Source organism: Streptococcus sp. 2022WUSS135 (genome assembly GCF_044427045.1).
Taxonomy (GTDB): domain Bacteria; phylum Bacillota; class Bacilli; order Lactobacillales; family Streptococcaceae; genus Streptococcus; species Streptococcus hashimotonensis.
This window is the reverse complement of record NZ_JAOTGL010000022.1, coordinates 17543-29949: the sequence shown is the minus strand read 5'-3', so window position 1 is coordinate 29949 and position 12407 is coordinate 17543. Positions and strand designations below refer to the sequence as shown.

General features: G+C 39.6%; 11 protein-coding genes. All 11 read right to left on the bottom strand.

Annotation, left to right across the window (positions count from 1 at the left end; all coding sequences use genetic code 11):
* Positions 1-680: 680 nt before the first annotated feature.
* On the bottom strand, positions 681-1580 hold the full coding sequence (locus ODU45_RS07560) for a helix-turn-helix domain-containing protein (protein WP_105138897.1): 900 nt from the start codon (positions 1578-1580) through the stop codon (positions 681-683).
* Positions 1581-2096: 516 nt separating this feature from the next.
* Positions 2097-2732, bottom strand: coding sequence for an HAD-IA family hydrolase (locus ODU45_RS07555; RefSeq protein WP_105179229.1), 636 nt, complete (start codon positions 2730-2732; stop codon positions 2097-2099).
* Position 2733: 1 nt separating this feature from the next.
* Positions 2734-3480 (bottom strand): GNAT family N-acetyltransferase, encoded by a 747-nt coding sequence (locus ODU45_RS07550; RefSeq protein WP_136671799.1) that lies wholly within the window; start codon positions 3478-3480, stop codon positions 2734-2736.
* Positions 3480-4481 carry a Holliday junction branch migration DNA helicase RuvB gene (gene ruvB, locus ODU45_RS07545; RefSeq protein ID WP_398581066.1) on the bottom strand — a complete coding sequence of 334 codons (1002 nt, stop codon included), beginning with the start codon at positions 4479-4481 and terminating at the stop codon, positions 3480-3482. The genes ODU45_RS07550 and ruvB overlap by 1 nt, the downstream gene beginning before the upstream one ends.
* 247 nt (positions 4482-4728) lie before the next feature.
* Positions 4729-4902: a hypothetical protein gene (locus ODU45_RS07540; RefSeq protein ID WP_164503891.1), complete on the bottom strand. Its 174-nt coding sequence runs from the start codon at positions 4900-4902 to the stop codon at positions 4729-4731.
* Positions 4903-5003: 101 nt separating this feature from the next.
* On the bottom strand, positions 5004-6716 hold the full coding sequence (locus ODU45_RS07535; RefSeq protein ID WP_398581065.1) for an ABC transporter ATP-binding protein: 1713 nt from the start codon (positions 6714-6716) through the stop codon (positions 5004-5006).
* Between the two features lie 2 nt (positions 6717-6718).
* Positions 6719-7489: a hypothetical protein gene (locus ODU45_RS07530; protein ID WP_136671801.1), complete on the bottom strand. Its 771-nt coding sequence runs from the start codon at positions 7487-7489 to the stop codon at positions 6719-6721.
* Between the two features lie 5 nt (positions 7490-7494).
* Positions 7495-8367, bottom strand: coding sequence for an ABC transporter ATP-binding protein (locus tag ODU45_RS07525; RefSeq protein ID WP_044758286.1), 873 nt, complete (start codon positions 8365-8367; stop codon positions 7495-7497).
* 25 nt (positions 8368-8392) lie between these two features.
* Positions 8393-9121: a DUF2705 family protein gene (locus ODU45_RS07520; protein WP_398581064.1), complete on the bottom strand. Its 729-nt coding sequence runs from the start codon at positions 9119-9121 to the stop codon at positions 8393-8395.
* Positions 9122-9237: 116 nt separating this feature from the next.
* Complete coding sequence (locus ODU45_RS07515) at positions 9238-10491, bottom strand: MFS transporter (protein WP_136671803.1); 1254 nt, start codon at positions 10489-10491, stop codon at positions 9238-9240.
* The gene (locus ODU45_RS07510; RefSeq protein ID WP_136671804.1) at positions 10460-12406 is read right to left on the bottom strand and encodes a hypothetical protein; all 1947 of its coding nucleotides are present in this window, start codon (positions 12404-12406) and stop codon (positions 10460-10462) included. The genes ODU45_RS07515 and ODU45_RS07510 overlap by 32 nt, the downstream gene beginning before the upstream one ends.
* Position 12407 lies beyond the last annotated feature (1 nt).

Here is a 12407-nt window from a genome sequence, read left to right as displayed (position 1 = left end):
CGAACGTTCCAAAGAAAGATAAAAAGCAAGGTACCTGTAAGCTTCACTTATAGAGTAACATAATAGTTGAAAAATAGGGTTAAAAAACCTCCTTTTTGTGCGCCCTAAATACAAAAACTATTCCCGTTTTGTCATGAACTGCTCAGACGGGAATAGTTTCTTTAGCTACTTAAATGCTTAACTTAATGACATTGGGTAAAAAGCCCAGCACTGCTTCTCAAAGTTCGTGTCAATATCTCAGCGCAGTAGATGATTGGGTTTAACAGTCCAGTGGACTGTTAAAGGTTGGAGATAAGATTTGCAAAGCAAATCTCAGCAATTCGTTTTTCACACTCCAAATCTGACCATTACGACTGTTGCGAACAAAGTTCGCTTCATCTCCAACCTCAAACTGTCTCCCAGACAGTTTGAGCTGTGCGGGGGTGGGAGTGAAACAGTCTGGAAATAGACTGTTTCAGCTCAACAACTAGAAATAAAGACTTGTTGACGAACTCTTCTATGAATGGTCGAGTTCTGTCCCACTCCCTTTTTAATAATATTATTCTTCAACCCATGTTCCCCAGTTACCGCCAAGACGACCAAAAAATTTCAAATAGTTAAACATGTTACTAATCTCCTTTAATCTTTATGAGTTTAGTATAATGCTTTTCACAATTCTTCAACAGGACAAAAATGTCACTTTATTGATTGTCAACTCTCCAATCTTCTTCAATCTTTTGTTCTAACTCTCTATTTTCTATCAATTTTGCAAATAGCACCGCATCTAGATAATGCTTTTCAGCCTCATCCCGATCCTTATCCACAAAAAGTGCATATTTCCATTTTAATACACTAACAATGGGCTTTTTCTGAAAATCTTGTGTCGACTGTATAATCTTATCTACACTGTCAAATATCTTTGGTATTGGTTCGTAATATTTTTTACTTCCCAAAATGTTTACACAAGATAATAATGTATCCCTTAGAACAAATAAATCATTTGAATTGATGATATTGATTTGCTCATGTAAATGCTCTATAATTTTCAAAAACTGTCTAAATATTTCTGAATCACAGCTAGATAACCTAACATATTCAAGATGGAGCCTAACAATCAACAAATCATTCAATTCATACTTTCGTTTGCGAAAAATTTGTTCAAAGTAGTCTTCCAGTATCTCTTTTCCAAAGCCTGCTGTACCTGACTCTAAAGTATCAATTCGTGATTGAATCGCATCTATTGCTATCTTCTCCTCCTCAGGCAATTCATCATAATAATCGTCATAGATTTCTGTCATCATGGCATCTCGCTTTTCCGCCAAATCTTCATTACCATAAGTTGGGGTGCGAAGCACATCAAACTTCAGCTTGGAATATCTTTCGGGTAAGGATACGTAATCTGGCATAAGCTCGTAAAGTCCCATACCTAAACGAGTTGCAATATACTGAATCTTTGAAAAAGTCGGCTTGGAAGTACCTGCTTCAATACGAGTTAATTGGCGCACAGAGAGTTCCAGTTCATCGTCACAAAACTGTTCACGTGTCATGCTAACAGATTCTCGTAATTGACGTACACGCTGTCCAAATTCCTTATCGTTCATAAACCACACCTCCAAATATACTTTTTAAATTATATCAAATATATTACACAAATTCCATATCATGCTCTTCTTAAAACAGACGGCTGGATTCGTTTTTTATTATAGCTTGAAGCCATAACAAGATAAAAGAGACTGGGCAAAAAGCCCAGTACCGCTTCTCAAAGTTAGTGTCAACATCTCAGCGCAGTGGTTGATTGGCAGATTTGTTCGTGTTTTACACTCCAAATCTGACCATTACGACTGTTGCGAACAGAGTTCGCTTTATCTCCAACCTCAAACTGTCTCCCAGACAGTTTGAGCTGTGCGGGGGTGGGAGTGAAACAGTCTGGGGATAGACTGTTTCAGCTCAACAACTAGAAATAAAGACTTGTTGACGAACTCTTCTATGAATGGTTGAGTTCTTTCCCGCTCCCATTAATCAAGTAGTCATAGCACTAGCCTAAACGAAGTTCAGCGGACATCTTTAGATGTTGCTGGAGAGAAACAACTTATAGCTGGTGTACAAGCCACCCGTTTTCACAGGTTGTTATGACTTGATTTATCTGTTAATATTTGTTTTATGTCCAATAAAGAAACAATCTTCCAATTCTGCTCCACGCCATCAATTTGCAGGTTGATGCTATGAATCCCTGCGTTGATAGCTGTTTCTACATCGAGCAGACGGTCGCCGATATAGTAGGTGTTTTCCTTGTCCAGTCCGTATTTTTCGATGAGAAATAGCAGAGCTTCTGGACTTGGTTTGCGGGCAAAACCTGAATCGCTGGTCAAGATTTCTGTGAAATGGTGACGGACACCCAAATCCTCCAAAACCTGAAAAGCATTGTCACTTTTGTGTGTATAAACGAAGTTTTGAATGCCTTGCTGAGCTGTCCAGTCCAAGATTTCTGCCGCACCTGTCATCAAGGGAATCTGCGTATTCTTCTCCTTCAAGGAAGTCGCACGCACACGATTAAGTTCATCGCTATCTAGACCGTACTTGTCCGCATCACGCACCAGCAAATCCTTGACAGAATAGCGAAGAATATATTTTCTCACTTCTTCACGGTCAAAAGGAAGACCAAACTGCTCATAGGTTTCCTGGATGCCAGCCAAAATCGCTTCATAGGAATCCAAGAGCGTTCCATCCAAATCCCAAATAAATGTCGGTGTCATCTTATCTCCATTCATATGCTTGATAGGGCTTGTCCAATTGGTAACCCAATTTTTCAGCCAGTTTCAAGGAAGTCAGAGTATGGGCATCCCAGCTAGGATAGAGATTACGGTCTAAACAAGCTAAGATTAACTGAGCAGCACAAGCTCTAGCCAAACCCAAACCTCGATAGTCTTCCCTAGTATCCACCTCTATCTCAATCCCACCTGAATAACTGGCATAGGATGAGGCACCTGACACCACCTGTTCCTTATGCAAGATGACATAGCCTAGACCCAAGTCTAAAAACTGCTCCACATCAGCATAATTGCTCACCAAATCGCGTGACCAGTCTTCCACCAGACAGGCATCATACAGATTACAGTCAATCACTTTCAGGTCAAACTCTTCAGGTAGGGCATCAATCAGTTTCTGCAAATGCCCAAGGTCAAAACTAGTATCTTTTTTCGTAGCATAACGGGTAAAGGACCGGATATTGTCTCCGTAAGTCCCTTCTATCAAGTCTGACCAGGCCTGGTTTTGGGGGACTAAAATAATATCCTTTCCCTCACATATTTTCAGCAAGTCCATATTTGGTTTTCCGGCCAAAAAACCAAAGAAGCTCTGCCATCCATAGAGAGCTAAGGCTGACTGGGGCGACTGGCTGTCATCAACATGAATCTGTCCCATTCTGCCTTCTAAACAGGTCCAAATAATTGTCTCAGGCCAATCTCCAAATAAACTGGCTACTTGTCTCATCTGCTCTGCCATTATTTTTCCGTATAGGGATAACCCAAGTGCTCGTAGGCCTTGGCTGTCGCAACCCGCCCCGCCCGTGTCCGCATGAGGAAGCCCTGCTGAATCAGGTAGGGCTCGTACATATCCTCCACTGTTTCACGCTCTTCGGCGATATTGACCGACAGGGTGTTGAGGCCGACAGGACCGCCACCGTACATCTCAATCATGGTCCGAAGAATCTTCTGGTCCACATAGTCCAGCCCCTCACGGTCCACATCCAGCATGGTCAGAGCCTTGTCCGTAATGCTATCGTCAATCAGGCCGTCGCCCATAATCTGTGCAAAATCCCGTACCCGCTTGAGCAGGCGATTGGCGATACGAGGGGTCCCACGCGAACGACGAGCCAGCTCGATAGCTGCTTCATGGGTAATCTCCATGTCAAAGATATCCGCTGTCCGCTCGACAATCTCGGTCAAATCAGCCAGTTCGTAATACTCCATGTGACCAGTGATCCCAAAACGGGCCCGCAGGGGATTGGATAGCATACCCGCACGAGTGGTTGCTCCAATCAGGGTAAAAGGCGGCAACTCCAAATGCACGGAGCGGCTGGCTTCTCCTGCTCCAATCATGATATCGATGTAAAAGTCTTCCATGGCAGAGTAGAGAATTTCCTCAACTGCCATGGGCATACGGTGAATCTCGTCAATAAAGAGGACATCACCAGGCTCCAAATCATTGAGAAGGGCCACCAAATCGCCTGTCTTTTCAATGACAGGCCCACTGGTCTGCTTGATATTCACCCCTAGTTCGTTTGCAATGACAAAGGCCATGGTGGTTTTACCTAAACCTGGAGGACCAAAAAGAAGAGTATGGTCCAAGGCTTCATCACGGAGTTTTGCCGCCTCGATAAAGATTTTCAACTGGTCCTTAACCTTGTCCTGACCGATGTATTCATTTAATTTCTGCGGACGCAGGGTACGCTCGACGTACTCCTCGTCCTGCATTTGTTCCATGTCTAAAATTCGATTTGTCATGAAACCATTATAGCATAAAATGAAAATACCAGACTCAGTGAGTCCAGTATTTCCAGGAGATTATATGATCCCTAGCTCTTGTCGCTTGCGACTTAGAGCTAGGGACACCTTTAGATGAAAAGTATTTCTGCTATTTCTAGCTTGGATATAGTATAACTCGCCAAGCTTAAGGGAAACTAAAACAGAATTCATTTTATGTGTTTTTCATTATTTATAAAAACATCTGTGATTTTTGCTCACAGCTACTTTACTCCTCAATTCGCACACGGATAAACCATTTATCAATCCTCCTCTTCCCAGAACGCCGTAACCGCTCTGCGATCCCCTCCATATATTTTTCAAACTTTTCTTCCATCTTTGAAACTTTCGAGTCCCCGCTATCATTTCCTCCCAAAGATAATGTGTAAGTTGTTTGTTTCATTCTTTTCTCCTATCTATTTATTGTACAAGTAATCATCAGTATTCCATTTTATTATTAGGTAACCCTAGACTTAGACTAGTCGGTCCATCGACTCCCATTCACTAACTGGCTTGCGGTAAGCCTCTTAAGAAATCTTGATAGAGATGATTTCTCTCCACTAACTGCTGATGAGGACCATAGTCAGCCACTTGTCCATTTTTATCTAAGACCAGAATCGCATCCGCCTCACGCACTGTGTGCAAACGGTGAGCAATGGTTAGCCTTGTTTTTCCAGTTGTTAAACGGTCAATCGCTTTGCTAATGACACGTTCTGTGACAGTATCTAAACTTGCTGTCGCCTCATCCAACAAATAGATAGGATGCTCTAACAACAAAGCTCTCGCAATGCTAAACCGTTGTTTTTGGCCTTCCGACAAACCTGTCCCATTTTCTGAAATCCGAGTATCTAAACCATCTTCCAACTCAGCTACTAAATGAGACAATCCCAACTCCTTGAGAATATGAGCAATACGCTCTTCAGACACTGACTCGTTCTTTCCATACAATAGATTTTCTCTAATCGTTCCATGGAAGAGAGTATTATCTTGAGGTATGAAGGAAATCAATCTTCTCATCTCCTTGGTTGAAATATCACTTAAGCATTGTTGACCAATCCGAATCTCTCCTTGGTAGTCTTGATAGTATTTCATCAGCAAGGCAAAAATAGTTGATTTTCCTGCCCCACTTGGACCAACAATCGCCACATGAGTTCCCTCCGGAATTCTAACCGATACTCCATTCAAAACTGGATCTGTATGATAGGAAAACTGAACATTTTCCAGCTGGATACTAGCAGCATCAACCAACTCTGTATCTGCCTGTTCTTCCTTATTCAGCTCTAACAACTCTACCAAACGTTTAGACACCGCCTGAAACTCCGTTAGTTCATTTAAGGAAGAGGCAATATCTGTTACTGGATCAATCAGTTGCGTCATGTACAATACGAAGGTTGTCAATGTGGCCATGGTCATCACACCCTTGGTCACTTCTATACCTGCTACAAGCAACATCAGAATGATAAATCCTGTCATCAAGCTACTAACTAAAGTATGTTGCACCGCTGATAGTCTAATCATTCTCTCAAAGGTTTGTGACAGTTTCTGAAAAGACTTGCCCATCTCTCGTTGTTCATGCTTTTCTCCCTGAAAGGCCTTCATCAAACGAATCGTTGTAAATTTATGACTAATTCTACTAGAAACCTGCCCTAATCCTTCTTGGTAAGCAGAGTAGTAACCTTCCAGCCGCTGATTCATTGGAATCATAACCATTGACAACAAAGGAAGCAACAAGAGACTAAGACCCGTGAGCCACGGACTGATGGTCCACAGAAAATAAATTGACCCGATAACCATCAAACCATTCATCAAGAAATTTGGAAGAATAACGGTAATGAAGTTCAGAACAACCGACATATCATTGGTCAAACGACTGGCAAGATCGCCGGATTGGTACTGATCCAAGTCCTTTACAGATGTGGTCAACAAGGATTCATAAATATATTGTTGCAACTGTTTGAGTGCCTTACTACCACTACGCCCGATGAAATAATTGGATAGGGCTTGTACCGTATAAACCGATACAAAGAAAAGGATGAAGCCAGCCAGCAATTCTGGTCGTGTTAATAGATTGCTTAAATAGGTTTGATCTAGCAACTGACCAATAAACTGGGGAAGAAGCAAACCCATTCCAACCCCAAGAGCACTCAGCACTATTCCAAACAAGAACATCGTTTTATTGAACGATTTCAACAACACTCCTACGAGTCTTCTATTCATACCTAGAACTCCAAATTCTTGAACTTTTTCACAGCAATTTTAGTAAATACGAGTACGTAAACAATTGTGACACCGATAGCTCCTAAGTAAGCAAGTCCCACTCCTGTAAGACCTTCGCTCGCTAAAGGCATATAACTAGTTGGAAAAAGCATCGCAACTGGACCGCCAACAACTGCTAAAATCATCATCGTAATCGTCACCAAAAATCCTGTGACCATTGTGGTAATATTTTTCAGATACAAACAAAGAGCCGTTGCCAAACTAACTGATAAAATATCTTTTAGCAAATAAGCGACAATACAGAACACATTACTCAAGCTCTCTGCCAAACTAGTATCAAAAACGGACGGACTGCCAAAAGGCAGATGGATTACCCTGACATAATGTACAAATGCAGATGTCGCAAAGAAGAGACCATAGAAAATAACAATTGTTGCTAATAGACCCAAATATTTCGACCAGAAAATCTGCTTCCGCCCAAGATCTCTGTATAAAAACATGGTATGTTCATCTACTTCTTTCCTAAAGACAGAGATAGCCAAGAAATACAGGGTCAAACTAGGAAGAATAAAACTATCCACAGAGCTCATCATCATATTCGTAAAGGCAACGAGACTAACCGACCCCTCACTAGCATGAATCTGCATAAAATTCGATCCCTCAATAAATGAAGTGACCAGATAAATAAAAGGAAACAATGTAAACGACAGATAAATCTGCGTCTCCTTTCGCTTCCAAATCGTTCTAAAGATAGCTGGAAAAATTTGCTTCATACTCACTACCCTTTCGTAAAGATTTCTTTCAAGTGATTCTCTTTCACTTCTAGTTTCACAATCAATTCTTGACGAGCCAACACACCAAAAATCTGATTTAGCTCACTTGTAGGTGTAGCAGTGGAAATCTCTAACACTTCCCCCTCTAGCACCACATGGTCATTGAGCAAAGCCTCTACAGAATCTAGGTTTTTTGTCGTATCCAACTGCACGAGTACACTTGGATGAGATTTGCCTTCAAAAGCCTCTGCCAATTCTCCCGATTCGATATAGACATAGCGGCTGCACAAGGCCTCCAGCTCACCCAGTTGGTGACTCGAAATCAGCATGGAAATTTGTCGCTCACTAGACCACTGCTTCAAAATATCAATCAATTTCTGAACACCAATCGGGTCCAAGCCCACAAAAGGCTCATCTAAGATAAGGAAATCTGGCTCCGCAACCAAGGCAATCGCCAAAGCTGTCCGTTGTTTCATACCAAACGAGAATCCCTTGGGTTTCCGATTGCGAGCATCCCATAACTCTACCAATTTCAAAGTCTTCTCAATATTTGGATAAAGCTCTTTTTTCCCATGCAAGTCCAAATAAAACTTAAGATTGTCCATAACTGTCATTTCTGGATAGAAGACTGGATCAATCATAATCCCAAAGTCTGACAACAAATTATCCTGGCTAAAAATATCCGTACCCTTATAAGTAATGGTTCCCGAACTTGGTTTTAGAGACTTGGCCATTAGTTTCATGAGCGTGGATTTTCCAGCTCCGTTTTTCCCAATCAGCCCAACAATCTCGCCCTTATTGATCTCTAAACTCACATCTTTTAGTGAGTAAAATTCGTTTCCTGCAAACTGTTTTGATAAATGATTGATTTTAAGCATAAGTAACTCCTTTTTCTAACTATTTCTAAAACTCCAGCTTTTCAAAGTTCGAACGGCCTTTGAGATAGATAGCAACAATATAAAATGTCGTTATAGCTGCTACCAAGGACCATGCAAGCAGTGGCTGATTAAGGTTCATCTGAGCATAGCCGTTCGGTACGACATAACGAACTCCAATGAGAAATGGTGCAGTTGTTGTAAACAGCGACCAAAAAACTCCTGCTAAAACTGCCTGTAAGGATTTGGCTTTGATAGAAACCATGGCAACCATTAGAATACCGATAACATTGATTGAAATTATTGCAAAAATAGATAGCAAAGTGGACTGTACATTATTCCAATCATCCGATACTACTTTTCCAGAAGCGTTCAAGAAGCCAAAATAAGCAATCGCACTTGTCAGCATTGTTAGAAGGACATAAGAGGCGTACATCGTCACTAAACTAATGATTTTTGCATTAAAAAGTCGAGTTCTATTCAGATCTTTATATAAAAATAGAATACCGCTATCAATCTCATCCCTAAAAACTGCGGAAATTATCAAGGATAACAGCAATGTTGGTAACACAATCCCATCCTGTGTTGCCAATGCTGCCCCTAGAAAATCTAAAAAATTGTCTGTATATTCAGCCTTTACGCCTACTAAAAATTTAGACAATATCGGAACTAAGATTGGTAAACCAGCAAAGGCATAGAACAAAGCAACATCTCTTCTATAGATAATCGATTTAAAAATAGACCTAAATATATTCATATTGTTTCCCCTTTTTATCAATAAGATAGATGAGCAATAACTCCCTCACCTATTCATTCGTAAACAAAAAGAAAAATTCTCTGGAAAAACCAAAGAATTTTGAGCAACAAACCATTCTATGCAGATACAAGTTTAGATTTTTCAGTTGCTAGCTGAGATTGGACTGCCAAGATAGTTACAAGCAATCCAATAAAAGCAAACATCCCCCAAGTCAAATGAATATGTACAGTAGCTAATGTAGAAAAGAGAATGGTTCCCACAGGAAGAGAAAGTGTAAATAACATGGTCAATAAAGTATCTGTGCGTGCTAGCAATTCCGGCGAAGTATTGGCTAGTAATAGAGCATCAATTTTAGGATTGACCTTTCCGCCAATATAGGCTGAAAATGCTAGAGAAACTACTCCAACAAACTCACTTAGCCCCAATAAATGGCTCAAACCAATTCCGGTCAATGCTATCGCATTACAAATCATCATTTTTGTAAGAGATAACTTTGCGAAGTAATCATTTGGTGTTAAACTTCCAACAATCATACTCACAACCAAGATAGCATTGATAGCCAAAAGACTCTGACCATAAGTAAGCCCAAATAAACTCCTATCTAGAAAATAGATAGTATAGATAGAGCCAAGTGCTCCACCTAGAGCATTCATAAGTAAAATACAACTTAAAGTTGTCAAAAGATTGCCAGAGGCATTGGTTTCAAAAACAACCTTAATACCATCAATCACATCACCTAGCTGTTGTTTGATGGATTGTGACGATGTTATTTCAATCTCATCATGCGTCAAATGTTTTTTATGTGTATAGAGCAAGATTCCAGAAATAAGGAAAAAGCAAGCATTCAACATCGCAACAATACTGAAATTATTACCTGTCAATGACAGAAGCCATACCCCTAAAGCTTGCCCACCAATACCACTCACACATGAAATGAACTGAAAGAAGGAATAAGCCTCCATAAGTTCGTCCTCTTTCAAGTTCTTCTGCATAATCGGTAACCGCAAACCTGAAGAATAATCAGACAATAAATCAGTTATTACATTCATCACACAAACAAGAGCAAATACTCCAATCGTTGTACTTTGAAGTAAGAATGACATAACAAAGAATAACACAGTCTGAACAAGGGCTGCTGAAAACAATGCGTTTGCCTTTTTCTTAGTCTTATCTGCTTGAATCCCCATATAAAATGAAAAAATTGTAGGGAGAACCATGATTATATTAGCAACAGATATCGCCCATGTTGAGCGAAATTGAGTAGCTGCATAGATCACGAAAACAAGGTTATAAATGTGTGCACCCAATGAATTGAGCAAACGTGAAACAGCTAATACATTATACAGTTTGTTTTTTAATAATAAATTCATTTTTCATTCTCCCGTAACGTGAAAATACATAAAGTAATTCTTTTTGTAATTTCTTATCATACTTTGCCTTAATTGCAACCATCACTAACTGTTTCTCTACGGCTGTCAGTAGTTTCTGATCCATTGTAGCACTAAATATATCTAGCAAGGTATCTGCAACTCCCAACATCCCTTGCCTAAAATCTGGATATTGACCATACTCAACTAACAAACTCTTCACTAATTCTTGAGATAGGTCGAGGAACTTCGGATAACCAATATACTGCAAGGCTTTCAGCACCCCCGCAACACCTGTAGTTAGATAAGGCGAAGCATACCCCAGTCCATATGCAATTGACGGTCCATACTCTGTTTCTACAATACTATCCAAGATTTTTGTTACAACATATTGCTGATGGGTAGCTGATAAAGCACCGTCTTCCATTAAGACCAGAACTCCAGCCAAACCGTCTAATCCCATATTGCTCTCTCTATCAATAAGAATTTTTAGGCGTTCATCATCTTCCTTCCAACGAATATATTGGGATAAACCTTCTGAATCCAATAACTGCTCGATGGGAATAGAAACCTCTGGCCATGAATGTTCATAAGTTCTTAACTCACAACGGACTTGTCCTAGCTCTACTCTTACATTTTCAACCATTTCTTTTGCAACAGATATACTTGCTTCGTCAGAGAGTAGATAAGAAATCAGTTGGGATAGATTGGTTTTTATACCATACCTACTTAGTAAATCATCTGTTAAACGGGCTTCATATTTCTCTCCACTTCTTATTTGCAAACGGCCTAGTAAAAACAAAAGTAGATTCGCTAATTTATGACAATCTCCAAGTTTTCCATTTAGTTTATTCCATTCTTTCAAACTAATTTCATTGTAGATTCCAATTAAATTGTCATTTTCGTTTTCATAAGAATTCTCTAAATCAATAAAATGCAATCTATTATCTTCTGATACAATAAAGTTATTAGCATGGATATCATTTAAGACAATATTGCGTTTATGGAAATAATCAATAAAATGTACCAGTTGTTTTGTTAGCGAAAGAAAATGTTGAAATTTATCAATATTTTCACTAGGAGTATCGCTACTGTATGTAAAGAGTGACATTGGACTAGCATAATCTAGCAGATTCTGGCCTCTGATATCTTCATAGATATAGTAGGCATTTATCCACTCTCTTACTCTTTCCAGTGTCTTAGGAGTTCGATTAGAAGCTTGCAGGTGTTTAGCATATCTGTATTCATTTTCTCGCAGCATCTTTTTTGTAATCTTTTCATATGAAATGACTTCCGCTCGTGCTTCCTTAATGATGACTTCTTGATTGGTTTCCTTATCAAAACCTCGGTAAGTATTACCACCATTACTCATACGCAAGCAATCCGTAACTTGATATTTTTCTGCTAGGTAACTCTTCTGAAATACTTGTGGCTCTTGAACATCTTCAATCCAGGGCGGCAAGTCAAAATAAGCTTTCTGATAATCTTGCCAAATCTCTCCATTTGGCCCCTCTAAAGTAGGAATTCCATTAACATTGTATTGGGGATGGTCTTCAAAAAATCCATATCGATAAAAAATAATATTTGAATCCTTGTATGGACGGTCACTCAAAATATAGATTCCTTGTAAATCCTTAGGTATGTTCAGGTAGAGCTGTTCCAGTAACTCCAAAAAATGAATGTGGGAATTAGGATAAATTGTAAAATACTTCCCAGACTCTGCTCGACTTTCAAGTTCTGAAAAGCTTCGCAATACATCTGAATCCTCTTCAATATATTTAAAACAAACCTTACTTTCTACTAGTAAAGGATAGACTATTTGAAAAACTTGCTTATAGTTTTCAGCTGTTGCTGAGATATGAATCTTAAATCCATAAATCTGGCTATTTACTTGTTGGGCGTCTACCATCTTAAACATA